The following is a 25,691-nucleotide window of genomic DNA, read 5'->3' on the forward strand; positions in this document are numbered from 1 at the left end:
TTCCGGGGCCCTTCCCCTGCGTGTCGCGGCGGCTACGGCAGCTGGGCCGCGCGTGCCTCGCGCCGGTTGTCGCGGAAGTTGTTCACCCGGCGGGCCGTGGCGAACAGCGGGATGACCGCGCCCATCACCAGCTGGAGCGCACAGCCGGTCTGGAGCAGCAGCTGACCGCTCGGGGCGTCGAAGGCCCAGGCGGCCAGCAGGCCCATGGACAGCACGATCCAGGAGAGCATCGCCACGGCGAGGCGGCCCCGCGGCTTCGGGTACTCCACGCGGCTCACCATCAGCCACGCGGTACCCACGATCGCCAGCAGCGTCGCCACGAAGGGCAGCTCCAGCAGGACGACGGAGACCACCGTCAGCGCGCCGAACGGCGAGGGCATGCCCTGGAAGACGCCGTCCTTCATGGTCACGCAGGAGAATCTGGCCAGGCGCAGGACGACCGCGAGAAGCACCACGATCGCGCCGAGCGCCGCCATCCGCTGGTGGGCGTCGTCGGCGACCATGCCGTAGACCAGGACGAAGTACGCCGGGGCCAGGCCGAAGCTGATCAGGTCGGAGAGGTTGTCCAGCTCCGCTCCCATGGGGGAGGAGCGCAGCTTGCGCGCCACCAGGCCGTCGAACAGGTCGAAGACCGCCGCGCACAGCATCAGGATGACCGCCGTGGCGGCGCTGTGCCGGGCCATGCCGTTCTCCTGGCTCCCGGTGAGGTGCGGGATCAGGATGCCGGTGGTGGTGAAGTAGACGGCCATGAAGCCGCATGTGGCGTTGCCCAGGGTGAGGGTGTCCGCTATCGAGAGGCGGAGCGAGAGAGGCATCTCCTCCTCGTCGTCCAGCTCATCGGCCTCGGGCACCCAGCCGGCCTGGGTCTCTGGATCAATCACGGTCAATGCGAGTCACCCCAGCCACGGTCTTCTGGCCGACCTCGACCGCGACCTCCACACCCTCGGGCAGGTACAGGTCGACGCGGGAGCCGAAGCGGATCAGACCGATCCGCTCGCCCTGCTCGACCTTGGTGCCGGACGGGATGTAGGGGACGATGCGGCGGGCCACCGCGCCGGCGATCTGGATCATCTCGATGTCGCCGAGCTCGGTGTCGAAGTGCCAGACGACCCGCTCGTTGTTCTCGCTCTCCTTGTTGAACGCCGGAACGAACCCGCCGGGGACGTGTTCGACCGAGGTGACCGTGCCGGAGAGCGGGGCGCGGTTCACATGGACGTTCAGCGGGCTCATGAAGATGGCGACGCGGGTACGGCCGTCCTTCCACGGCATGATGCTCTGCACCACACCGTCGGCGGGCGAGATGACCCGGCCCTGGGCGATCTCGCGCTCGGGGTCGCGGAAGAACCACAGCATCCCCGCCGCGAGCGCGGTGGCGGGGACGGCCACGGCCTTGGCCACGCCCGAGCGGCGGGCGCGGACCAGGCTGACGGCTGCGGTGGCGACGGTCGGCAGAAGCCACGGCGATGCTCCGCGCGCGAGGCGTACGCCGGCGAGGCTGTCGCGAGGTGCAGAGGTTTGGCTGTGGGGCATGGATGACCTTCGTAGCGGATGATGCCGCGCTCTCGACGGGGGACGGCGGCTTTCCGCGATCGTAGCGGTTAAGGGCCACAACTGGGTAAGCCGGGAAGCCGAGTCGGCGGCCGAAGACCGCTGACGGGGTGTGATCTTCTTCTCGGTGAAAACACCCCATATGCGGACATTCAGCCTTGGATTCGATACTCTTCGAGCAGTCGCCGGCCGATGATCATTTTCTGGATCTCGGCGGTACCTTCACCGATGAGCAGCATCGGCGCCTCGCGGTACAGGCGCTCGATCTCGTACTCCTTGGAGAAGCCGTAGCCGCCGTGGATCCGGAAGGCGTCCTCGACGACCTCCTTGCAGTACTCGGAGGCCAGGTATTTCGCCATGCCCGCCTCCAGGTCGTTGCGCTGTCCGGAATCCTTCTTCCGGGCCGCGTTCACCATCATCGCATGGGCCGCCTCGACCTTGGTGGCCATCTCCGCCAGCTTGAACTGGATGGCCTGGTGCCGGGCGATCGGCTTGCCGAAGGTGTGCCGCTGCTGGGCGTAGCCCACGCCCAGCTCGAAGGCGCGCCGGGCGACCCCGCAGCCGCGGGCCGCCACGTTCACCCGGCCGACCTCGACCCCGTCCATCATCTGGTAGAAGCCCCGGCCCGTGGTGCCGCCGAGCACCCGGTCGGCCGGGACCCGCAGCCCGTCCATGATCAGCTCGGTGGTGTCGACGCCCTTGTACCCCATCTTGTCGATCTTCCCGGGGATGGTCAGACCGGGCCGGACCTCGCCGAAGCCGGGCTCCTTCTCCACCAGGAAGGTCGTCATCGACCTGTGCGGGGCCGTCCCCTCGGGGTGACCCTCGTCACTGCGCACCAGCACCGCGACCAGCGAGGACGTGCCGCCGTTGGTCAGCCACATCTTCTGCCCGGTCAGGACGTACTCGTCGCCGTCGCGCACCGCCTTGGACGTGATGGCCGACACGTCCGAGCCGAGCGCCGGCTCCGACATCGAGAAGGCGCCCCGGACGTCCCCGAGGGCCATCCTCGGCAGGAAGTGGTCCTTCTGCTCCCGCGTGCCGTGCTGCTTGAGCATGTACGCGACGATGAAGTGGGTGTTGATGATGCCGGACACCGACATCCAGCCGCGCGCGATCTCCTCCACGCACAGCGCGTACGTCAGCAGCGACTCGCCCAGGCCCCCGTACTCCTCGGGGATCATCAGACCGAACAGCCCCAGCTCCTTGAGGCCGTCCACGATCTGCTGCGGGTACTCGTCGCGGTGCTCCAGCTCGGTCGCGACCGGGATGATCTCCTTGTCGACGAAGTCCCGCACGGTGGAGACGATCTCCTGCTGGACGTCGGTGAGCCCGTGGGTCTGGGCGAGACGGCTCATCTCTACTTCTCCTGTGCCTTCGGCTCCGGGCGGCCCGGCTGCTCGCCGCCCCGCTCCTTGATGTACGTCTCGGTCGGCACCATCACCTTGCGGCGGAAGACGCACACGAGGGTGCCGTCCTGCTTGTGGCCCCTGGTCTCGACGTGCACGATGCCGCGGTCGTCCTTCGACTTCGACGGCCACTTGTCCAGCACCGTCGTCTCGCCGTAGAGCGTGTCGCCGTGGAAGGTCGGCGCCACGTGCCGGAGCGACTCGATCTCCAGGTTGGCGATCGCCTTGCCCGAGACGTCCGGCACGGACATGCCGAGCAGCAGCGAGTAGATGTAGTTGCCCACGACGACGTTCCTGCCGAAGTCCGTCGTCGACTCGGCGTAGTGCGCGTCCAGGTGGAGCGGGTGGTGGTTCATGGTGAGCAGACAGAACAGATGGTCGTCGTACTCGGTGACCGTCTTGCCGGGCCAGTGCTTGTAGACCGCGCCGACCTCGAACTCCTCGTAGGTGCGTCCGAACTGCATCGCGCTCAGCCCTCCGGGATCTCGAACTTCGACGTGCGCCGCATCCCGGCCGCCCGGCCCTTGCCCGCCACGACCAGGGCCATCTTGCGGCTGGCCTCGTCGATCATCTCGTCGCCGAGCATCGCCGAGCCCTTCCTGCCGCCCGCCTCGGACGTGCAGTACGCGTACGCGTCCAGGATCAGCTCGGCGTGGTCGTAGTCCTCCTGCGAGGGCGAGAAGACCTCGTTGGCGGCCTCGACCTGGCCGGGGTGCAGCACCCACTTGCCGTCGAAGCCGAGCGCGGCGGCGCGTCCCGCGACCGTGCGGAAGCCGTCGACGTCGCGGATCTGGAGGTAGGGGCCGTCGATCGCCTGGAGGTCGTGGGCGCGGGCGGCCATCAGGATCTTCATCAGGATGTAGTGGTAGGCGTCCGCCGGGTAGCCCGGCGGCTGCTCGCCCACGACCAGCGTCTTCATGTTGATGGAGGCCATGAAGTCGGCCGGGCCGAAGACGATCGTCTCCAGGCGCGGGGAGGCCGCGGCGATCTCGTTGACGTGGTTGAGGCCCTGCGCGTTCTCGATCTGCGCCTCGATGCCGATACGGCCCACCGCGAAGCCCATGGTCTTCTCGATCTGCGTCAGCAGCAGGTCGAGCGCCACCACCTGCTGGGCGCTCTGCACCTTCGGCAGCATGACGCAGTCCAGGTTCTGGCCGGCGCCCTCCACCACGGTGACGACGTCCCGGTACGTCCACTCGGTCGTCCAGTCGTTGACCCGGACCACCCGCGTCTTGCCCGTCCAGTCGCCCTCGTTGAGGAACTTGACGATGGTGTGCCGCGCCTCGGGCTTGGCCAGCGGTGCGCACGCGTCCTCCAGGTCCAGGAAGACCTGGTCGGCGGGGAGTCCCTGCGCCTTCTCCAGGAAGCGCGGGTTGCTGCCCGGGACGGCCAGGCACGAGCGCCGCGGACGCAGTCGGTCGGCCTGGGGAGCGGGGCTGGTCATACGGGAACCTCCAGGGGGTCGAGCTTGTTCGCTTTCCGGATCTCGTCGACGATGCGACCGATGATGCCGGTGATGTCGAAGTCCTTCGGGGTGAAGACGGCGGCCACTCCGGCGGCCCTCAGCTGTTCGGCGTCACCGCCTGGGATGATGCCACCGGCGATCACCGGGATGTCTGTGGCACCGGCCACACGCAGCCGCTCCAGCACGTCCGGCACCAGCCGCGCGTGCGAGCCGGACAGGATGGACAGGCCCACCGCGTGCACGTCCTCGGCGAGCGCCGCGTCCACGATCTGCTCCGGGGTGAGCCGGATGCCCTGGTAGACCACCTCGAACCCGGCGTCGCGGGCCCGTACGGCGATCTGCTCGGCGCCGTTGGAGTGGCCGTCCAGACCCGGCTTGCCGACCAGGAAGCGCAGCTTGCCCACGCCCAGCTCGCGCGCGGTCGCGTCCACCTTGCGGCGCACCCCGGACAGGGCCGAGCCCTCCTCGGCGGTGACGGCCACCGGCGCGGACGACACCCCGGTCGGCGCCCGGAACTCGCCGAACACCTCGCGCAGCGCCCCGGCCCACTCGCCGGTCGTCACCCCGGCGCGGGCGCACTCCAGGGTGGCCTCCATCAGGTTCTCCGTGCCCGCGGCCGCCTCCTTGAGCCGGTCGAGCGCCTGCCGCACGGTCGGGAAGTGGAACGGATCGCCCATGCCCTGCCGGTCGGAGGACTCCTGGCGCGTGGTGCGCCACTCCTCGACCGCCCCGACCACCCGGTCCTCGACCGCCGGGTCCACCGTCTGGATCGCGGTGCCGAGATCGGCGGTGAGCGGGTTCGGCTCGGTGCCCTCGAAGATGTTGACGCCGATGATCTTCTCCTGACCGGACTCGATCCGGCCCCGGCGCTCGGCGTGCGAGGCGACCAGCTGCGACTTCAGATAGCCGGACTCCACGGCGGCCAGCGCGCCGCCGAGGCGCTGGATGTGGTCCATCTCGCCGAGCACCGTGCGGACCAGCTCGTCCACCTTCGTCTCGATCACCTTCGAGCCCTCGAAGATGTCGTCGTACTCCAGCAGGTCGGACTCGTAGGCGAGCACCTGCTGGATGCGCAGCGACCACTGCTGGTCCCAGGGGCGGGGCAGGCCCAGGGCCTCGTTCCAGGCCGGCAGTTGCACGGCGCGGGCGCGGGCGTCCTTGGAGAGGGTGACGGCCAGCATCTCCAGCACGATCCGCTGGACGTTGTTCTCCGGCTGCGCCTCGGTCAGGCCGAGCGAGTTGACCTGGACGCCGTAGCGGAAGCGGCGGTGCCTGGGGTTCTCGATGCCGTAGCGCTCCCGGGTGACCTGGTCCCAGATGCGGCCGAAGGCGCGCATCTTGCACATCTCCTCGATGAAGCGGACCCCCGCGTTGACGAAGAAGGAGATCCGGCCCACCACCTCGCCCATGCGCTCCGGCGGCACCTGGCCGCTGTCGCGCACCGCGTCCAGGACGGCGATCGCCGTGGACATCGCGTACGCGATCTCCTGCACCGGCGTGGCCCCGGCCTCCTGGAGGTGGTAGCTACAGATGTTGATCGGGTTCCACCGGGGGATGTGGGAGACCGTGTACGCGATCATGTCCGTGGTCAGGCGCAGCGAGGGACCCGGCGGGAACACATGGGTGCCCCGGGACAGGTACTCCTTGACGATGTCGTTCTGCGTCGTGCCCTGGAGCCGGGTGATGTCCGCGCCCTGCTCCTCGGCGACGACCTGGTAGAGCGCCAGCAGCCACATCGCGGTGGCGTTGATGGTCATCGAGGTGTTCATCTGCTCCAGGGGGATGTCCCGGAACAGCCGGCGCATGTCACCGAGATGCGCGACCGGCACACCGACCCGGCCGACCTCGCCGCGCGCGAGGATGTGGTCGGGGTCGTAGCCGGTCTGCGTCGGCAGGTCGAACGCGACCGACAGACCGGTCTGGCCCTTGGCGAGGTTGCGCCGGTACAGCTCGTTGGACGCCTCGGCCGTGGAGTGGCCGGCGTAGGTGCGCATGAGCCAGGGGCGGTCGCGCTCCTTCGGCGGCTGCGCGGTCTGACGCTCAGTCATGGGTCCCTCAGACGTTCCGGAAGCGGTTGATGGCGTCGGCGTGCCGGGCGCGCAGCTCCGTGTCGCGCACCCCGAGGCCCTCCTCGGGGGCCATGCAGAGCACGCCGACCTTGCCCTGGTGGGCGTTGCGGTGCACGTCGTGGGCGGCCTGCCCGGTGTCCTCCAGGGAGTAGACCTTGGAGAGCGTCGGGTGGATCTTCCCCTTGGCGATCAGGCGGTTGGCCTCCCACGCCTCGCGGTAGTTGGCGAAGTGCGAGCCGATGATGCGCTTCAGCGACATCCACAGGTAGCGGTTGTCGTACTCGTGGTGGTAGCCCGAGGTGGAGGCGCAGGTGACGATGGTGCCGCCCTTGCGGGTGACGTAGACGGAGGCGCCGAAGGTCTCGCGGCCGGGGTGCTCGAAGACGATGTCGACGTCCTCGCCGCCGGTGAGTTCGCGGATGCGCTTGCCGAAGCGCTTCCACTCGCGCGGGTCCTGCTCGTGCTCGTTCCTCCAGAACCGGAAGTCCTCGGCGGTGCGGTCGATGATCGCCTCGGCGCCCATCGCCCGGCACAGCTCGGCCTTCTGCGGCGAGGAGACGACACAGATCGGGGTGGCGCCGCCGGCCAGCGCGAACTGCGTGGCGTACGAGCCGAGTCCGCCGCTCGCGCCCCAGATGAGCACGTTGTCGCCCTGCTTCATGCCGGCGCCGTTGCGGGAGACAAGCTGGCGGTAGGCGGTGGAGTTGACCAGGCCGGGGGCGGCGGCCTCCTCCCAGCTGAGGTGGTCCGGCTTGGGCATGAGCTGGTTGGACTTCACCAGTGCGAGCTCCGCCAGGCCGCCGAAGTTGGTCTCGAAGCCCCAGATGCGCTGCTCGGGGTCGAGCATGGTGTCGTTGTGGCCGTCGGACGACTCCAGTTCGACGGACAGGCAGTGTGCGACGACCTCGTCGCCGGGGTGCCAGGCGTTGACACCGGGCCCGGTGCGCAGGACCACGCCCGCCAGGTCGGAACCGATGATGTGGTACGGCAGGTCGTGACGGCGGGTCAGCTCGCTGACCTTGCCGTAGCGCTCCAGGAAGCCGAACGTGGACAGCGGCTCGAAGATCGAGGTCCACACCGAGTTGTAGTTGACCGAGGAGGCCATGACGGCCACCAGGGCCTCGCCCGGCCCGAGTTCGGGCAGGGGCACATCGTCGAGGTGCAGCGACTTGCGCGGGTCCTTGTCGCGGGTCTCCAGCCCGGCGAACATCTCCGTCTCGTCCTTGTGCACGGTGATGGCGCGGTACGACTCGGGGAGCGGCAGGGCGGCGAAGTCGGCGGACGTGGCGTCCGGGGACTGGATCGCGTCCAGGATGTCCTTCACGGTCACGGTGTTGCCTCCGGCGGTGAGCGCCCTGAGGGAGGGGCGCTGAGGGGTACGTCGGTGCTGCTGAGGGGTGCAGAGGAGGGTGCCGTCGGTCCGGCGGGTGCCGCGGGTGCGGCGGCTGGTGCGTGGCGGCGCTTTGTGGCGCGGGAGGGTGCCTGTGACGCAGGCGTCCGGGCGCGCAGGCGGTGGGCCTGCCGGGACAGCCCGGACACCCTCAACGTATGACACCCCGTGTCAGCTGACAAGGCACTGAGTGCCAGATATTGCGCTCAGGTGAAATCTTTACCCGACAGATGAGCGATGATCGATCGTGTGCGGGTGGAGGACCGCTCGAAAACAGGCCCGGACACACCAAAACGGCCACCCCGAGGGGGTGGCCGTTGTCACAGCGGTCTGGCTCAGCGCTCCTTCAGCGCCTCCTCGATGGCGCGCATGACCTCGTCCAGCGGGGCGTCGGTCCGGGCGACCGTCACCAGCACCTCGCCCTGCCGGGAGGCGGCCGCGGGCGGCACGGGCGCTCCGGGTGCCCCGGCCGAGGGGGCGGAGGCGGCTGTCGCCGTGGTCGTACGGCCGGCCCCGATCCCGGTCCCGAAGGTCCTGCGGACGATCGCGAACGCGTGGTCGAGCTGGGTCTCCACGTCGCCCTGGCCGTCCGCCCGCAGCCAGCGCCGCAGCACGTGGTTGTGCGCCGTGACCACCGCCGAGGCGGCGACCTCGGCCAGCAGCGGATCGTCGTTGGCGTCGTCGGCGTGCGCCCGCTCGTCGAAGTGCCCCAGCAGATAGCGGGTGAACAGCCGCTCGTAGCGGGCCACCGAGGCGATCTCCGCCTCGCGCAGCGTGGGCACCTCGCGGGTCAGCTTGTAGCGGGCGACCGAGATCTCCGGCCGCGCCGCGTACATCTTCATGACCTCCTTGATGCCGCGGCACACCGTGTCGAGCGGATGCTCGTGCGCGGGGGCGGCGTTCAGCACCGCCTCGGCCCGGATCAGGGTGTCGTCGTGGTCGGGGAAGATCGCCTCTTCCTTGGAGCGGAAGTGGCGGAAGAAGGTACGGCGGGCGACCCCGGCCGCCGCGGCGATCTCGTCGACCGTGGTCGCCTCGTACCCCTTCGTCGCGAACAGCTCCATCGCGGCGGCGGCCAGCTCCCGGCGCATCTTGAGCCGTTGCGCGGCGGCGCGGGAGCCCGCGGCGCTCTCCGGCGCGTCGGACGTGGCGGGGGTGCGTGAGGACTTGGCGGGCTGGGGCATGACCTGAACGTACTGCATGGGCGCGGCCCGATGCGCAGGTCCCCGGCCTTCACCGCCCCCGGCGGGCGGGGGCGGGGCGGCCGGGTCCAGCAGACCGCCCCACTCCCTCGCGGCCCGGAACCGCTCGCCGCCCGGCCCGCACCGCTCCTCTCCCGGCCGCGGCCGTCCGTCCGCGGGCCGGGACCGGCCGCCGGAGCGGTCAGCGCCGGGCATGTTCGCGGAAGCCGCGGCCCGTCTTGCGGCCGAGGCAGCCCGCGGCCACCAGATGCTCCAGCAGGGGCGCCGGGGCCAGGCCCGGGTCGCGGAACTCGCGGTGCAGCACCTTCTCGATGGCCAGCGAGACGTCCAGACCGACCACGTCCAGCAGCTCGAAGGGCCCCATCGGATAGCCGCCGCCCAGCTTCATCGCCGCGTCGATGTCGTCGAGGCTGGCGTAGTGCTCCTGGACCATCTTGATCGCGTTGTTGAGGTACGGGAACAGCAGCGCGTTGACGATGAAACCGGCCCGGTCGCCGCAGTCCACCGGGTGCTTGCGGACCTCGGCGCACACCCCGCGGACCGTGGCGTGGGTGTCGTCCGCCGTCAGCACCGTGCGCACCACCTCGACCAGCTTCATGGCCGGGGCCGGGTTGAAGAAGTGCATGCCGACCACGTCCTGCGGGCGCGAGGTGGCACGGGCACAGGCGATCACCGGCAGCGAGGACGTGGTGGTGGCGAGCACCGCGCCCGGCTTGCAGACCTTGTCCAGCGTCGCGAACACCTGCTGCTTGACGGCCAGGTCCTCGGCGACGGCCTCCACCGCCAGATCGACGTCCGCGAAGTCGTCGTACGTGCCGGTGGCCGTGATCCGGTCGAGGGCCTGCGCGGCGATCTCGGCGCTCATCCGGCCCCGGTCCACCGAGCGCGCCAGCGACCCGCCGATGCGGGCCCTGGCCGCCTCCGCCTTCCCGGCGGTGCGCGCGGCGAGCACGACCTCGTAGCCCGCCTTCGCGAACACCTCGGCGATGCCCGACGCCATGGTGCCCGAGCCGGCCACCCCGATCACGCGCACGGGCCGGCCGGGGGCGGGCGCGTCGCCCTCCGGCGGGGTGAGGGCGTCCCGCACGAGGGTGCCGCTGCCCGGCGACTCGTAGGTGTAGAAGCCGCGGCCCGCCTTGCGGCCGGTCAGACCCGCCTCGCTGAGCTGCCTGAGGATGGGCGCGGGCGCGTGCAGCCGGTCGTGCGAGGCGGCGTACATGGCCTCCAGGACGGTGCGCGCGGTGTCCACGCCGATCAGGTCGAGCAGGGCGAGCGGGCCCATCGGCAGGCCGCAGCCGAGCCGCATCGCGGCGTCGATGTCCTCGCGGGAGGCGTACTTGGCCTCGTACATCGCGGCGGCCTGGTTGAGGTAGCCGAACAGCAGCCCGTCGGCGACGAATCCGGGCCGGTCGCCGACCGCGACCGGCTCCTTGCCCAGTTCGGCGGCGAGGTCGGTGACGGCGGCGACGGCCTGCGGCGCGGTCAGAACCGAGGAGACCACCTCCACCAGCCGCATCGCCGGGGCCGGGTTGAAGAAGTGCAGGCCGAGCACGCGCTCGGGGCGTGCCGAGTCGGCGGCGAGCCGGGTCACCGACAGCGCGTTGGTGCCGGTCGCCAGGATGGTCCCGGGCCGCACGACGCGGTCCAGCTCACGGAAGATCTGCTGCTTGATCTCGTACGACTCCGGCGCGACCTCGATGACCAGGTCGGCGTCGGCGGCGGCGGACAGGTCGGCCGAGGTGCGCACGCGGGCGAGGACGTCCACGCGCTCCTGCTCGGTCAGCCGTCCGCGCGCCACGGCGCGGGCGGTGGAGGACTCCAGGGCGGCGACGGACCGGGCGGTGGCGGCCTCGTCGATATCGATGCCGACGACCTCGCGGCCGGCGCGGGCCAGGACCTCGGTGATGCCGGTGCCCATGGTGCCGAGGCCGACGACGGCCACGGTCTTGAACGGGGACAGAGGGGTGTCGGGGCGGGGAGCGGCCATCGCGGGACTCCAGGAATGAGGGGTGACGACTGGGAGCGCGACCCGGTGCGCCGCGCGGGCGCACCGGGTGCGGAGGGAGAGGGTGCGGGTGTTGCCGGGCTGCCGGGGACCGTCAGGTCCTGGCGCACACGCCCGGGAGCCCGCGCCGCGGACGCGCACACGTCCGTGCGGCACGAGGCCGGCCGGCTCTGTCCCGGAGCCGGGTCGTACAGCGGAACACGCGCCGGTACCAGGGGCACCGGACCGACAGCGCTCGCGGTGGCTGCGTCACCAGGCCGCCGCGAGTCGACACGAGTGGGTAACTCGCTCGTCTGAGCTTAACCCGTGGGTAACGAGCGCGCTACCCCCCTGAGTTTGCTGCGCGCGGGGTGTCCCGTGCGGCCCGGCACGCCTCTATCGTGGCCTTCGTGGACGAAGAGTTGCGATCACTCACGGAACGCTTACGGCAGGAGTCCGGAGGGACGGCCGAGTACCGGCAACTGGCGCGGACCGAGGACCCGGACGACCTGGCCGCCGTCCTGACCGCCGCGGGACGGCCGCTGTGGGCCAGGGAACTGGCCGCGTTCCGGCTGGGACTCGCGGGTGACCGGCGCGCCTTCGAGTCCCTCGTCCTGCTGCTCAACCACCGCGACCCGCCGCGCTGCGCGAGCGCCGCGTACGCCCTGGCCCGCCTCGGCGACCCCCGCACGGCCCGCGCGGCGGCGGCCCTCGCCACCAACGAACTCCGCGTCGCCTACGCCCTGCACCCCGTGCGGCTGCTCGTCACCCTGCGCGCCCCCGAGTCCGTGCCCGCGCTGATCACCACCCTGCGCCGCCGGCTGCGCCCGCACGACCCCTACCGCCGGGTGGCGCTGGCCTGTGTGGAGGGCCTCGGCGCCCTGGGCGACGCCCGCGCCCGCCCGGTCCTCGACGAGGCCCTGGCCCACCCGCCGCTGGCCGAAGCGGCGGTCCACGCCCTGGCCCGCCTCCCGAGACGCGGCTGACCCCGTCTCAGCCGCCGTCTCAGCCGCTCGGCCCCCGGCTGCGCCGCACCTCGGGCGCGGCTGCGCGACTCGGTGTCTGCGGTGGTGACTTCACCGTCCCGCAGCAGCGGGGCCGACCGCCCAGCCGTCCCGCCGCGTGGGGAGGGCGCATCGCGGTGCGGCCTCGCGCAGCCGGGCTCCGCTCATCCGCTCACCACCGCGAACGCCTCGATCTCCATCAGGAATTCGGGGCGCACCAAGGCGGCGACCTGGACGGCGGAGGAGGCGGGGAGGCGGTCGTCGGGTATGTGGGCGGCGCGGGCCGTGCGGACGGCGGGGAGGTGGGCGATGTCCGTGACGAAGTAGGTGAGTTTGACGACGTCGTCGAAGCCGGCGCCCGCGGCGGCCAGGCAGCGGCGCAGGTTCTCGAAGACCTGGCGGGCCTGGGCCGCCGGGTCGCCCTCGCCGACCAGCCGCCCGTCCTCGTCCAGGGCGAGCTGGCCCGAGACGGCGACGAGGCGGCCGGTGCCCATGACGACATGGGAGTACGCGGGTGCGGGGGCGACGCCCTCGGGTGCGGGGATCCTGGTCAGCTCGTTCATGTCCCCATGGTGGACCATGGGTGTGACAGCCGGGCCCCGCCCCCGCCCCGAGGGTGCGTCAGGTGGTCAGCCGCGGAAGCGGACCAGGTCGTGCAGGGCCGCGGCCCCGCGCGCCCCGCCCGTGCCGTGCGCGGGCACCGCCGCCGCGGCCTTGCCGCTCAGCGGCTTCGGGTCGGGCGTCCTCGGGCACACGGCGTCGGCCACCGCGCCGCCCCGGGCGCGCGGCACGGTGCCGTCGCGCAGATACGCCGCCAACTGCCCGTCCAGGCAGGCGTTCCCGCTCAGGGTGATGCCGTGGTTGCCGCCGCCCTCCTCGACGACCAGCCGGGACCCGGCCAGCATCCGGTGCACCCGCACCCCGCCCTCGTACGGCGTGGCGGCGTCGTCGGTCGCCTGGAACAGCAGCACCGGCGGCAGCGCGTCGTTGGCGATGTCCACCGGACGCTCGGCGGGGACCGGCCAGAACGCGCACGGTGCGTTGTACCAGGCGTTGTTCCAGGCCATGAACGGCGCCTTGTCGTGCACCGCCCAGGTGTCCGCGCGCCACTGCCGCCAGTCGCGCGGCCAGGCGGCGTCGCGGCACTGCACCGCCGTGTAGACGCTGTAGCCGTTGTCCCCGGAGGCGTCCACGGCGCCGAGGTCGTCGTAGGCCGCGACCAGCGCGTCGCTCTTCCCGTCCCTCGCGTACGCGGCGAACGCCTGGGCGAGCAGCGGCCAGTAGCCGTTGTAGTAGCCGCCGGGCATGAAGGTGTCCTCCAGTTCGGAGGCGCCCACCTTCCCGCCCGCGGGCTCGCGCGCGAGCGCCGCCCGCATCGCGTACCACTTCGCCTCGACCGCCGCCGGATCGGTGCCCAGCCCGTAGGCGGCGTCGTTGCGGGCGACCCAGGCCAAAAACGCCCGGTGGCGGGCGTCGAACGCCACGTCCTGCCGGAGGTTGTCCTCGTACCAGACCCCGGCCGGGTCGACGATCGAGTCGAGCACCAGGCGGCGCACCCGGTGCGGATACAGCTTGGCGTACACCGCGCCGAGGTAGGTGCCGTAGGAGTAGCCGAAATAGCTGAGCCGCGGCGCCCCGAGGGCCTCGCGGACGGCGTCCATGTCCCGGGCCGCGTCCACGGTGTCGATGTGGGGCAGCACGCTCGCGTACTTGCGCGCGCAGGCGTCGGCGAAGGAGCGCACCCGTGCGAGACCGGCCTGTTCGAGGGCCGGGGTGGCGGGCACCGAGTCCGGGCGCACCGCCTTGAAGTGGCCCGGCGCGCAGTCCAGCGCCGGGCCGCTCTCGCCCACCCCGCGCGGGTCGAAGCCGATGACGTCGTACTGGGCCGCGACCGCCTCGGGCAGCGACGAGGCGACGAAGCCGGCGAGCGAGAGCCCGCTGCCCCCGGGGCCGCCGGGGTTGACCAGCAGCGGGCCCTGAGAGGTCCGCGCGGTGTGCGGGATGCGGGTCAGGGCCAGCGAGATCTGCCGCCCGGACGGGTCGCGGCGGTCCAGCGGCACCCGCACGGTGCCGCACTGGAGGGTCGGACGGTCGGTGGTGCCGCACTTCTTCCAGGCGACCCCGGCGGCCGGGGCGGTGGCTGCGGACCGCGCGGTGCGCGCGTCGGCGGGGGCGGCGGTGACGGAGCCGGCCACGACGAGCGCGGCACCGCACAGTACGGCGGCGCGTCTTCTCATGCGTCCTCCCAGGACGGAGAGGCTGCGGACCGCGCGTCCCGCGATCCTCGCCGCATCGTCCCGGAAAGCGCCTCCGGTGCGCCGCATTATGAACCTTATTGACCCGATTGGTCCGGCCGGTGCCCTCGAACGATCACCGGCACCGTCTCAGAGGAGCGAGAGCTGCACGGGTTCGCTCGGCCCGGCCGTGTCCGCCGGGTGCGGGAGCGGCCGGTCCGGGCGGATGCGGCGGGCCGCTCCCGCGCGCGCGGGCCCGATGCCGTACTCCTGGGCCAGTTCGTGCACCTGGCGGGTGATGCGGCGCTGGTACCACTTGGGGGCGTAGGAGCCGTCGGCGTACAAACGCTCGTAGCGGCGCACCAGATGCGGGTGGTGCGCGGCGAGCCAGGCCATGAACCATTCGCGGGCGCCGGGCCGCAGGTGCAGCGTCAGCGGTGTGACGGAGGTGGCGCCCGCCGCCGCGATCGCCCGCACCGTGGCCCGCAGCTGGGCCGGGTCGTCGCCGAGGAAGGGGATCACCGGCGCCATCAGCACCCCGCAGCCGATGCCGTGCTCGCCGAGGGTGCGCACGACGTCCAGACGGCGTTCCGGCGCGGGCGTGCCCGGCTCCACGGTGCGCCACAGCCCGGGGTCGGTGAAGCCCACGGAGACCGAGATGCCCACGTCGGTGACCTCGGCGGCCTGCTTCAGCAGATCGAGGTCGCGCAGGATCAGCGTGCCCTTGGTCAGGATCGAGAACGGGTTCGCGTGGTCGCGCAGCGCGGAGATGATGCCCGGCATCAGCCGGTAGCGGCCCTCGGCGCGCTGGTAGCAGTCGACGTTGGTGCCCATCGCGATGTGCTCGCCCTGCCAGCGGCGGGCGGAGAGCTGGCGGCGCAGCAGCTCGGGGGCGTTCACCTTGACCACGATCTGGGTGTCGAAGCCGAGGCCCGTGTCCAGGTCCAGATAGCTGTGCGTCTTGCGGGCGAAGCAGTAGACGCACGCGTGCGTGCAGCCCCGGTAGGGGTTGACCGTCCATTCGAACGGCATCCGGGAGGCGCCGGGCACCCGGTTGAGGATCGAACGGGCCCGGACCTCGTGGAAGGTGATCCCGGCGAATTCCGGGGTGTCGAACGTGCGGGTCGTGACCGCGTCGGCGCCGAACAGTGCCGCGTCCGCCCGGCCGTGTTCGACGGCGGGCTCGCCGGGGTCCCGGGAGCCCGCCGGTTCTGCGGGGTCCGCCGGGTCCGCCGGGTCCGCCGGGTCTTCGGGGTTCACGGGGCCCGCTGTGAGGTTGTCCCAGCGCATGACGCCTCCTCGGTAGCACTGGCCACAGAATAGAACACTTGTTCCCTTGATCGTGCGGACGACCGCGGCCGGGCCGTTCCGGCACCGTTCGCGATCGCTCCGTGCGCCGGGTCCGATCACTTGCCGCCCCCCGATTTGGGGGCCCGGTGAGCGGGGTGGTTGGCTGGCCCCCCACCCTGAGAACGGATGTCCTGGAGGAACCCCATGGCGCAGGTCGAGGCCACTACGGAGCGGGTCGTCGCGGCGGACGCGGAGAAGGTGTTCGACGCCCTCGCCGACTACAGCGGCACCCGCGGGCGGCTGCTGCCCCAGCACTTCAGCGAGTACGAGGTGCGCGAGGGCGGCGACGGCGAGGGCACCCTCGTCCACTGGAAGCTCCAGGCCACCAGCAAGCGGATCCGCGACTGCCTCCTGGAGGTCAGCGAGCCCACCGACGGCGAACTGGTCGAGAAGGACCGCAACTCGTCCATGGTCACCACCTGGCGGGTCACCCCGGCGGGCGAGGGCAGCTCCCGGGTCGTCGTCGCCACCACCTGGCAGGGCGCCGGCGGCATCGGCGGCTTCTTCGAGAAGACGTTCGCCCCCAAGGGCCTCGGCCGGATCTACGAAGCCCTGCTCGCCAACCTCGCCACCGAGGTGGAGAAGTAGCACCACCGGGGCAACTCGCCTCTTCCGGGCCCGTGTTGGCCCCTTCACCGGTTCGGGTGATCTCCGTACCGCCCCGCCCGGCGCCGTAACCCGGCGCGCTGTCCGTAGTTGTCGCTTCACGCGCGCAATCCGCGCGAGTGCGACGAGCGCGACGGTGCGACGAGGGAGAAGGACACGTGGGCGGGATCACTCTGGCGCAGGACGAACCGGTCGTGGCGCGGGCCGGGACCCGCGCCGCGACCGGTCCGCATCCCGTCGCGGCCGGCCCGGACCTTGCCGCGCCCCCGGCCGGCGCCGATGCCTTCGGCCCGCGCCGGGTCCGGCTGGTCTTCGTCGGTCTGATGCTCGCGCTGCTGCTGGCCGCCCTGGACCAGATGATCGTCGCCACCGCGCTCCCCAAGGTCGTCGGGGAACTGCACGGCCTGGACAAGATGTCGTGGGCGATCACCGCCTATCTGCTCACGGCCACCGTGGGACTGCCCGTCTACGGCAAGCTCGGCGACCTGGTCGGCCGCAAGGGCGTCTTCCAGTTCGCCATCGCGGTCTTCGTCATCGGCTCCGCGCTGGCCGGCCGGGCGCAGACCATGGACCAGCTGATCGCCTACCGCGCCGTGCAGGGGCTCGGCGCCGGCGGTCTGATGATCGGCGTCCAGGCGATCATCGCGGACATCGTGCCGCCCCGGCAGCGCGGCCGGTTCATGGGGCTCATCGGCGCCGCCTTCGGACTGGCCTCCGTCGCCGGGCCCCTGCTCGGCGGCTACTTCACCGACCACCTCTCCTGGCGCTGGTGCTTCTACGTCAACGTGCCCTTCGGTCTGGTCACGCTGCTCGTCGTCACCCTGGTGCTGAAGCTGCCCCGGCCGCGCACCAGGGCACGCTTCGACTACCTCGGCACCCTGCTGCTCGGCGCCGCCTCCACCTGCGCGGTCCTGCTGACCAGCTGGGGCGGCACGGAGTACGCCTGGGGGTCCCGGGTCATCCTCGGCCTGGGCGCGGGCGCCGCCGCGGCCACCGTCCTCTTCGTCGTCGCCGAGCGCTTCGCCGCCGAGCCCCTGATCCCGCTGCGGCTCTTCCGCGACTCCGTCTTCAACATCAGCGGCCTGGTCGGCCTGGTCATCGGCGTCGCCCTGTTCGGCGCGGCCAGCTATCTGCCGACCTTCCTCCAGATGGTCGACGGCGCCTCGGCCACCGAGTCCGGACTGCTGATGCTGCCCATGATGGGCGGCATCGTGGTGGCGTCGATCGTCTCCGGGCAGCTCATCAGCCACACCGGCCGCTACCGGATGTACCCGCTGCTCGGCAGCGCCCTGTCCGCCGTCGGCATGTGGCTGCTGTCCCGTCTGGAGGTCGACACCTCCCGCGCGGCGTACAGCCTGTGGATGGCCGTCCTCGGCGCCGGGATCGGCCTGGTGATGCCGGTCCTCGTGCTCGCCGTGCAGAACTCCGTGCGCCCCGCCGACCTCGGCACCGCCACCAGCGCCAACAACTACTTCCGGCAGATCGGCGGCAGCGTCGGCGCCGCCGTCTTCGGCACCCTCTTCGCCGGCCGCCTCACCGACGCCCTGCGCGAGCGCCTGCCCGCGCGCGCGGGCGCCGCCCTCCCCGACCCCGAGTCGATCACCCCCCAGACGGTCCGCGCGCTGCCGCCGGCCCTGCGCGACGCCTACATCCGGGCGTACGCCGACGCCATGCCGCGCATCTTCCTCTATCTGGTCCCGGTGCTCGTCCTCGGCCTGATCATCGCCTTCTTCCTCAAGGAGAAACCGCTGGTGTCCCACCACACCCACGCCCCGGCCGACCCCCACGCCCCGGCCGCCTTCCAGACCGAGCCGGTGGCGTACGTCCCCGCCGACGTGCCGCCGGCCCGGGTGCCCCACCCGGCCGGAATCCCCGTGTGCGGCACGGTGCAGCACGCGGACGGGACCGTCGTGCCGCGCGCGGCCCTCACGCTGATCGACGTCGGCGGCCTCCAGGTGGGGCGGGGCGCGAGCGGCGAGGACGGCCGCTACGCGCTGTCCACGCCGGGCAGCGGCTCGTACGTCCTGATCGCCTCGGCCGGGGGCCACCAGCCGCAGGCCGTCTCGGTGACCGTCGGTGAGCGCCCTGTGGAACTCGACGTGGTCCTCGGCGGCGCCGGGCGCCTGGCGGGCACCGTGTGCACCGCGGACGGCAGCCCGGTGCGCGAGGCCACCGTCACCCTCACCAATGTGCACGGCGAGGTCGTCGCCAGCACCCGCAGCGGACGCGAGGGCGGCTACGTCATCACGGAGCTGGTCGCGGGGGAGTACACCCTCGCCGCCAGCGCGCCCGCCTTCCGCCCGGCCGCCCTGCCGGTCAGCGTGCAGGCCGCCCGCGAGACCCGCCAGGACGTCGAGCTGGCGGGCGGCGCCGTGCTGCGCGGCACCGTACGGGCGAGCGGCGGCCGGGCCGTCGAGGACGCGCGCGTGACCCTGCTCGACGCGGCGGGCAACGTCGTCGACACGCTCACCACCGGACCCGACGGAACGTTCCGGTTCGTGGACCTGTCCTCCGGCGAGTACACCGTGATCGCGGCCGGGTATCCGCCGGTCGCCACGGTGCTCCAGGTCGCGGGCGGCGGACGCACCGAACGCGATCTCCAGCTCGGTCACGAGGACTGACCCGAGCCGCCCGGGGGTCCCAGGGGCCCCGGGCGGCGCGGCCCGGGGCCCCGCGGGCCGGTGCCGCGGCGGCACGGTACCGTCGAGCCCCGGGCCGCCGCCCCGGCGTGCGGTGAAGTACCGCCCGGCGGACGGCAGTTCGCACCCCCCGCGCGGCCCGGACGGCTCGTGTGCGCGGTGCCGCGCGGCGGGCGTGCCCGGCGGCGGACGGCCGGGCGGTCCACGACGCAGCGTGTCAGCGGAGCGGCGTATTGTCGCATTGACGTAGTTTGAAGGGGGCGGGGGCCGGTGCGGACCCTACGGGCTGTAGGGTGGCGTCCGCCCCATCGCAAACCCCCCACGGTACAGAGACGAGAGGTGGCCGTGTCGAGCGTCGCGCCCGAGCCGGACGTGAGTGTTGTCGTCATCGTCTACAACGACGAGGAGCGACTTCCGGCGGCCGTCGGTTCCGTTCTTGAGCAAAGTCTGCGCAATGTCGAGGTGATCATCGCCGACGACTGCTCGACGGACGGCTCCTTCGCGGTCGCGCAGGCGCTCGCCGCGGCCCACCCCGGCAAGGTGCGCGCCATCCGGCTCCCCGAGAACAGCGGCGGCTGCGGCGAGCCCCGCAACCAGGGCGTCAAGGCCGCCCGCGGCCGGTACGTGATGTTCCTGGACAGCGACGACACGCTGGAGCGCAACGCCTGCCGCAACATGGTCGAGGCCGCCGACCGCACCGAGGCCGACCTCGTCTCCGGCCTGTGCGTCCGGGTGTACACCGACAACCGGCACGGCAAGCGCGTCGCCTGGTACCCGTGGCTGTACCGCACCACCCGCACCCTCGACTCGGTCGCCGAGCTGCCGGACCTGTTCGTCTTCGACACCCTGTCGACCAACAAGTGCTACCGGCGCCGCTTCCTCCTCGACAACGACCTGGCCTTCCCGCGCGGCATCCACTACGAGGACCTGCTGTTCTCCGCCCAGGCGTATCTGGCCGCGCGGCGCATCACCCTCATCCCGAACACGGTCTACCACTGGAACGTGGTGGAGAAGACCGCCGCCAAGTCGATCAGCAACCGGCGCGGCGAGATCAGGAACTTCGCCGACCGGGTCGAGATCCACCGCCGGATCGACGCCCTCCTGGACCGCCAGGGCCAGGACCGGCTGAAGCTGTGGAAGGACATCAAGTTCCTCAAGCACGACCTCGTGCTCTACCTGCGGGAACTGCCCTTCCTCGACGACGACTACCGGCACGGCTTCGCCGAACTGGCCCGCGGCTACGTCCAGGACTTCCCCGAGGCCGCCTACGCCGAACTCGACCGCGTCCACGCCATCTGCGCCCAACTGCTGCTGCGCGAGGACTGGGCCGACCTGATGCCGGCCATCGACACCCTGATCAACCGGCACAAGATCGCCACCCCGCTGGCCGAGCGGGACGGCCGGATCTACTGGACCGACCGCCACCTCGACGACCCTGAGATGCGCTCCCTCCTGGACGTCACCACCCTCGGCTACCACGCCAAGCGCCTGAACCAGATGTCCCTGCGCAACCGGCTCACCGCATACACCGCGCACGACGGGGACGTCCGGCTCGCCGGGGAGATCGTCAACCCGCTGCGCGTCATCGCCCCCGGGGCGAAGCTCTCGGCCGAGCTGGAGTTCCGGGCCAGACGGCGCAGCCTCCAGACGTTCAGCTTCCCGGTCACCGCCCTCAGCCACGAGGGCGACACCATCGCCTGGCGGGCCGAGGTGCCCCTGAGCCGCCGCCTGCGCCCCCTCGGGATCATCGACGACGTCTGGGACGTCCGGCTGCACCTCACCGCGGACGGCACCAGGACCACCAGCCGGCTCACCGTCGGCACGGTCGACCTGGAGAACACCGAGGCCCTGCCCGTCCGGCCGCGGCTGACCCGGCTGCTGGCCGACCGCATCGAGGCCCAGGTGTCCGCCAAGGGCCACCTCGCCTTCCGGCTCGCCCAGCACGGCCAGGCCGCCCGCGCCGGACACGCCGCGGTCCGGCGCAACCTGCACGGCCGCCCCGCGCGCGCCGCCAAGGGCGCCTACCGCAAGCTGCGCGCCGTGCGCCGCGACCTGAACTCCGGCGCCCGCAAGCTCCAGGTCTACGAGCGCATGCTGACCAGGCTGCCCATCCGCAAGGGCACCGTCGTCCTGGAGAGCCACCTCGGCAAGCAGTACAGCGACAGCCCCCGCGCCGTCTACGAGGAGCTGCGCCGCCGCGAGGTGCCCGTCACCGCCATCTGGTCCTACGCGGGCGAGAGCCCCAAGGGCTTCCCGAAGGACGCCGAGCTGGTGCGCCGCTGGTCGTGGCGGTACCTCAAGGCGCTCGCCCAGGCCGAGTTCTGGATCGACAACCAGGGCTTCCCGCTGCGCCTGGCCAAGCGCCCCGGCACGACGTACATCCAGACCTGGCACGGCTCCGCGCTCAAGCGGATGGGCTTCGACGAGCCCTCCCAGCGCATGCAGTCCGAGCAGGAGCAGCGCTCCTACCAGCAGGCCCTGGACCGCTTCGACCACTTCGTGGTCCGCAGCGAGCACGACGTGCGCACCCTGGCCCGCGCCTACCGCATCCCCGAGCACAAACTCCTGCGCACCGGCTACCCGCGCAACGACGCCCTGGTCCGCGCCCGCGAGTCCACCGCGCCGGACCCCCAGGCCCGGCGGCTCGCCGAGCGCCTCGGCATCGACCCGGCCAAGAAGGTGCTGCTGTACGCGCCCACCTTCCGCGCCCATCGCGACGGCCGGGTACGGGACTTCGCGTTCCCCTTCGACGTCGAGGAGTTCGCCGACCGGTTCGGCAACGACCACGTCCTGCTGGTGCGCGCCCACTACCTCAACCGGCTCACCCTGCCCCCCTCGGTGGCCGGGCGCGTCATCGACGTCAGCGCGGAGCCGGACATCACCCCGCTGCTGCTGCTCGCCGACGCCCTGATCACCGACTACTCCTCGGTGATGTTCGACTACGCCCTGCTCCAGCGCCCCCTGGTGTTCTACGTCCACGACTGGGAGGAGTACGCCGAGGACACCCGCGGCACCTACTTCGACCTGCTCGCGGAGGCGCCGGGCCCGGCGCCGCGCACACCGGAGGAGCTGTTCGCCGCCATCGGCGACCTGGACGCCGTGCACGCCACGTACGAGGCGCGGCTGAAGGAGTTCGTGGACAAGTACGGCGAGTACGACCGCGGGGACGCCGCGGCGCAGATCGTGGACCGTTTCTTCGGCCCCGCGGGAGAGGCCCGATGACCCAGCGCGACATCTTCTTCGTGGCCAACGAGGTCGACGAACTCGGCGGCGTGGGCCGCTGGCAGGCCCAGCTCGCGACCCTGCTCGCGGGCCGCGGCCACCGGGTCACCATCGCCGGCATCGCCCCGGCCGGGCATCCGATGGACCTCGGCGAGAACCCGCCGTTCCGCACCGTCACGCTGTACGCCCGCCGCCCGCCGGGCCGCCCGCGCCCCCGTCGGCTGCTCGGCTCCGCCGACCCGGCCGTGCGCCGCCACGACGCCCACATGCGCGCCGCCGCGAGCCGGCTCACCGGCCTGTTCCGGGCCGCCGCGCCCGGCGCGGTCATCATCGTCACGCAGGTGTGGGCGATGGAGTGGGTGGCCCTCGCGGACACCGCCGGGCACACCGTGATCGGCATGACCCACGAGTCCTTCGAGACGGCCCGCAAGTCGTCCCGCTTCGGCCGGGTGAAGAAGTACTACGGCACCGTCGACCGGCTGCTGGCCCTCACCCAGGAGGACGCCGACCGCTGGGTCGGCGAGGGCATGAACAACCTCGGCTTCATGCCGAACCCGCTGCCCCTGGCGCCCGGCGCGCCGTCCCCGCGCACCGAGAAGGTCGTGGCGAGCATCGGCCGTCTCTCCCACGAGAAGGGCGTCGACCTGCTCCTGGACGCCTGGGCCGAGGCCGCGCCCCGGCAGCCCGGCTGGACCCTGCGCATCTACGGCCGCGGCGAGTCCGAGGCAGAGCTGCGCCGCCGGTGCGCCGAACTGGGCGTCGAGGACTCGGTGGACTTCGCCGGGCAGACCGACGACGTGCCCGGCGCACTGCGCGCCTCCTCCGTCTTCGTGCAGTCCTCCCGCGGCGAGGGCTTCCCGCTGGTGCTGCTGGAGGCGATGGCGAGCGGGGTGCCCTGTGTCGCGTTCGACTGCGCGCCCGGCGTCCGTGAGATCGTCGGCCACGAGGAGGACGGGCTGCTGGCCCGGCCCGGCAACACCTCCGAACTCGCCCGCCACCTCGTGCGGCTGATGTCCGACGAGGAACTGCGCGACCGGATGGGCGAGCAGGCCCTGCGGAGTGTGCGCCGCTTCGACGCGGACGCGATCACCGACCGCTGGGAGCGGCTCTTCGACTTCCTGGAGCGGTAGCGGCGAGCACCCTCGACCGGACCGGCCCCAGGTACACCGACGACAGGCGGAGGACGGAGCGCGCATGACGGTGAGGCATTCTCGTGACGACCGGGGCGACAGCCGCGACCTGGCGGTCAACCCGGTCTTCAGCCGCGAGCCCCTTCAGGTCCCGCGGTACGCGCTGCCCCGGGCGGAGATGGACCCGGACACGGCGTACCAGATCGTGCACGACGAGCTGATGCTCGACGGCAACGCCCGGCAGAACCTGGCGACGTTCGTCTCCACCTGGGCCGAGCCGCAGGCGCGGCGGCTGATGGACGAGTGCGCCGAGAAGAACATGATCGACAAGGACGAGTACCCGCAGACCGCCGAGGTCGAGACGCGGTGCGTCCACATGCTCGCCCGGCTCTGGCACGCCGAGGACCCGCGCCGGGCGGTCGGCTGCTCCACCACCGGTTCCAGCGAGGCGGCCATGCTGGGCGGGCTCGCGCTCAAGCGCCGCTGGCAGCACCGGCGCCGCGCCGAGGGCAAGCCCACCGACCGGCCCAACCTGGTCATGGGCATCAACGTCCAGATCTGCTGGGAGAAGTTCGCCGACTACTTCGAGGTCGAGCCGCGCTACGTCCCGATGGAGGGGGACCGCTACCACCTCACCCCCGAGCAGGCCGTCGAGCTGTGCGACGAGAACACCATCGGGGTGGTCGCGGTCCTCGGCTCCACCTTCGACGGCAGCTACGAGCCCGTCGCCGCCATCGCCGCCGCGCTCGACGACCTCCAGGAACGCACCGGCCTGGACATCCCGGTCCATGTCGACGGCGCCTCCGGCGGGATGATCGCGCCCTTCCTCGACCCGGACCTGGAGTGGGACTTCCGGCTGCCGCGGGTCGCCTCCATCAACACCTCCGGGCACAAGTACGGGCTCGTCATGCCCGGCGTCGGCTGGGCCCTGTGGCGGGACAAGACGGCACTCCCCGACGACCTCGTCTTCCACGTCAACTACCTCGGCGGCGACATGCCGACCTTCGCGCTGAACTTCTCCCGGCCCGGCGCCCAGGTCGTCGCGCAGTACTACAACTTCCTGCGGCTGGGCTTCGAGGGCTACCGGCGCGTCCAGCAGACCTGCCGGGACGTCGCCACCCGGCTCGCCGCCGAGATCGCGCGGCTCGGCCCGTTCGAGCTGATCACGGACGGCAGCGAGATCCCGGTCTTCGCGTTCCGGATGAGCGAGGGCACCGACCACTTCAGCGTCTTCGACGTCTCCGCCGCGCTGCGCGAGAGCGGCTGGCTGGTGCCCGCGTACACCTTCCCGAAGAACCGCACCGATCTGGCCGTGCTGCGGATCGTGGTCCGCAACGGCTTCAGCCACGACCTCGCCGATCTGCTCCTGGCCGATCTGCGCCGCGTCCTGCCCCGGCTGGACAAGCAGAACGAGCCGCACCGCACCGCCGACGACGCCGGCGGGTTCGCGCACGGCGCGGAGACCAAGAACCCCCGCAGCCCCGGCCGCGACTGACCGAGGAGGTACCCGATGTGCCGTCTGTTCGGCCTCAGCAGTGCCCCACGCCGCACCCGCGCCACCTTCTGGCTCCTGGACGCCCCCGACAGCCTCAGCGAGCAGAGCCACCGGGACCCGGACGGCACCGGCCTCGGCTACTTCGCCCCGGACGGCTCCCCGCGGATCGACAAGGCCCCGATCGCCGCCTTCGAGGACCGGGCGTTCGCCGAGGACGCCCGGCAGGCGGAGTCCACCACGTTCCTCGCGCACATCCGCTACGCCTCGACCGGCGGCCTGGACGCGCGCAACACCCATCCGTTCGCGCAGGACGGGCGGCTGTTCGCGCACAACGGCGTCATCGAGGGCCTGGACCGGCTCGACGCGCACCTGGGCGCGGACCGGTCACTGGTGTCCGGCGACACCGACTCCGAGCGGTTCTTCGCGCTCATCACCCGCGAGATCCGCGAGCACGGCGGCGACGTGGGCGCCGGTGTCCGGCGGGCGGCCGGCTGGATCGCCGCGAACCTGCCCGTCTACGCCCTCAATCTGATCCTCGTCACCCCGGACGAACTGTGGGCGCTGCGCTACCCCGACACCCACGAGCTGTATGTGCTGGAGCGTCCGCTGGGCGGCCCGCACGGGGGACGCCGTCTCGACCACAGCGGCACCCGGGGGCGGATGCGGGTGCACTCGGACGATCTCGCCGGGCTGCCCGCCGTGGTCGTCGCCAGCGAACGGATGGACGACGACCCCGGCTGGCGCCTCATGGCACCGGGTGAACTCCTGCACGTCGGCCCGGACCTCGCCACCACCGCGCGCACCGTCCTGCCCGATCCGCCGGCGCACCGGCTCACCCTGGCCGATCTGCGCCCCGAGGCCGCCGCGTCCCAGAAGGCCGCCTGACCGTCCGGCGAGCAGCGCGCGCGGCACGGCGCGGCACAGTACGGCCCGGCCGGAGGACG

Annotated in this window: 19 protein-coding genes; 7 read left to right on the forward strand and 12 right to left on the reverse strand. The window is 72.1% G+C overall.

The window, feature by feature from the left end:
* Positions 1-32: 32 nt before the first annotated feature.
* The 9 genes from pssA to B086_RS0138200 all read right to left on the reverse strand — a co-directional run bounded on the left by pssA (position 33) and on the right by B086_RS0138200 (position 11,070).
* Positions 33-851, reverse strand: coding sequence for a CDP-diacylglycerol--serine O-phosphatidyltransferase (pssA, locus tag B086_RS0138160; RefSeq protein WP_018571711.1), 819 nt, complete (start codon positions 849-851; stop codon positions 33-35).
* Between the two features lie 22 nt (positions 852-873).
* On the reverse strand, positions 874-1,530 hold the full coding sequence (locus B086_RS0138165; protein ID WP_026253206.1) for a phosphatidylserine decarboxylase: 657 nt from the start codon (positions 1,528-1,530) through the stop codon (positions 874-876).
* Between the two features lie 170 nt (positions 1,531-1,700).
* A complete protein-coding gene (locus B086_RS0138170; RefSeq protein ID WP_018571713.1) occupies positions 1,701-2,906 on the reverse strand; it encodes an acyl-CoA dehydrogenase family protein in 1,206 nt (401 codons plus the stop codon).
* A gap of 2 nt (positions 2,907-2,908) precedes the next feature.
* A complete protein-coding gene (locus tag B086_RS0138175) occupies positions 2,909-3,421 on the reverse strand; it encodes a MaoC family dehydratase (protein ID WP_018571714.1) in 513 nt (170 codons plus the stop codon).
* Between the two features lie 5 nt (positions 3,422-3,426).
* On the reverse strand, positions 3,427-4,401 hold the full coding sequence (locus B086_RS0138180; protein ID WP_018571715.1) for an HpcH/HpaI aldolase/citrate lyase family protein: 975 nt from the start codon (positions 4,399-4,401) through the stop codon (positions 3,427-3,429).
* A complete protein-coding gene (locus tag B086_RS0138185) occupies positions 4,398-6,470 on the reverse strand; it encodes a protein meaA (protein WP_026253207.1) in 2,073 nt (690 codons plus the stop codon). Before B086_RS0138185 ends, B086_RS0138180 begins: the two co-directional genes overlap by 4 nt.
* Before the next feature lie 7 nt (positions 6,471-6,477).
* Positions 6,478-7,815, reverse strand: a complete 1,338-nt coding sequence (gene ccrA, locus B086_RS0138190) for a crotonyl-CoA carboxylase/reductase (protein WP_026253208.1) — start codon at positions 7,813-7,815, stop codon at positions 6,478-6,480.
* Between the two features lie 401 nt (positions 7,816-8,216).
* The gene (locus tag B086_RS0138195; RefSeq protein WP_037874709.1) at positions 8,217-9,065 is read right to left on the reverse strand and encodes a TetR family transcriptional regulator; all 849 of its coding nucleotides are present in this window, start codon (positions 9,063-9,065) and stop codon (positions 8,217-8,219) included.
* A 199-nt stretch (positions 9,066-9,264) separates the two neighbouring features.
* Positions 9,265-11,070 carry a 3-hydroxyacyl-CoA dehydrogenase family protein gene (locus tag B086_RS0138200; RefSeq protein WP_018571719.1) on the reverse strand — a complete coding sequence of 602 codons (1,806 nt, stop codon included), beginning with the start codon at positions 11,068-11,070 and terminating at the stop codon, positions 9,265-9,267.
* 407 nt (positions 11,071-11,477) lie between these two features.
* Between B086_RS0138200 and B086_RS0138205 the strand changes: the two genes are divergently transcribed.
* Positions 11,478-12,053 (forward strand): adenylosuccinate lyase, encoded by a 576-nt coding sequence (locus B086_RS0138205; RefSeq protein WP_026253209.1) that lies wholly within the window; start codon positions 11,478-11,480, stop codon positions 12,051-12,053.
* Positions 12,054-12,235: 182 nt separating this feature from the next.
* Here B086_RS0138205 and B086_RS0138210 read toward each other — a convergent pair whose 3' ends face one another.
* From B086_RS0138210 to B086_RS0138220, 3 genes are all read right to left on the reverse strand, one after another.
* Complete coding sequence (locus B086_RS0138210; protein WP_018571721.1) at positions 12,236-12,634, reverse strand: RidA family protein; 399 nt, start codon at positions 12,632-12,634, stop codon at positions 12,236-12,238.
* A gap of 66 nt (positions 12,635-12,700) precedes the next feature.
* The gene (locus tag B086_RS0138215) at positions 12,701-14,308 is read right to left on the reverse strand and encodes an alpha/beta hydrolase (RefSeq protein WP_018571722.1); all 1,608 of its coding nucleotides are present in this window, start codon (positions 14,306-14,308) and stop codon (positions 12,701-12,703) included.
* Positions 14,309-14,455: 147 nt separating this feature from the next.
* Positions 14,456-15,595, reverse strand: a complete 1,140-nt coding sequence (locus B086_RS0138220) for an Rv2578c family radical SAM protein (protein WP_018571723.1) — start codon at positions 15,593-15,595, stop codon at positions 14,456-14,458.
* A gap of 204 nt (positions 15,596-15,799) precedes the next feature.
* Here B086_RS0138220 and B086_RS0138225 point away from each other — a divergent pair, with 204 nt between their 5' ends.
* The 6 genes from B086_RS0138225 (at position 15,800) to B086_RS0138250 (ending at position 25,632) form a co-directional block, all read left to right on the forward strand.
* Positions 15,800-16,243 carry an SRPBCC family protein gene (locus B086_RS0138225; protein WP_018571724.1) on the forward strand — a complete coding sequence of 148 codons (444 nt, stop codon included), beginning with the start codon at positions 15,800-15,802 and terminating at the stop codon, positions 16,241-16,243.
* Positions 16,244-16,419: 176 nt separating this feature from the next.
* A complete protein-coding gene (locus B086_RS0138230) occupies positions 16,420-18,882 on the forward strand; it encodes an MFS transporter (protein ID WP_018571725.1) in 2,463 nt (820 codons plus the stop codon).
* 357 nt (positions 18,883-19,239) lie between these two features.
* A complete protein-coding gene (locus B086_RS0138235) occupies positions 19,240-22,122 on the forward strand; it encodes a bifunctional glycosyltransferase family 2 protein/CDP-glycerol:glycerophosphate glycerophosphotransferase (protein ID WP_018571726.1) in 2,883 nt (960 codons plus the stop codon).
* Positions 22,119-23,252, forward strand: a complete 1,134-nt coding sequence (locus B086_RS0138240) for a glycosyltransferase (RefSeq protein ID WP_018571727.1) — start codon at positions 22,119-22,121, stop codon at positions 23,250-23,252. The genes B086_RS0138235 and B086_RS0138240 overlap by 4 nt, the downstream gene beginning before the upstream one ends.
* Positions 23,253-23,316: 64 nt before the next feature.
* Positions 23,317-24,747, forward strand: a complete 1,431-nt coding sequence (locus B086_RS0138245; protein ID WP_018571728.1) for a glutamate decarboxylase — start codon at positions 23,317-23,319, stop codon at positions 24,745-24,747.
* 15 nt (positions 24,748-24,762) lie between these two features.
* Positions 24,763-25,632: a class II glutamine amidotransferase gene (locus B086_RS0138250; protein WP_018571729.1), complete on the forward strand. Its 870-nt coding sequence runs from the start codon at positions 24,763-24,765 to the stop codon at positions 25,630-25,632.
* Positions 25,633-25,691 lie beyond the last annotated feature (59 nt).

The organism is Streptomyces sp. PsTaAH-124 (assembly GCF_000373685.1).
Classification (GTDB): domain Bacteria; phylum Actinomycetota; class Actinomycetes; order Streptomycetales; family Streptomycetaceae; genus Streptomyces; species Streptomyces andamanensis.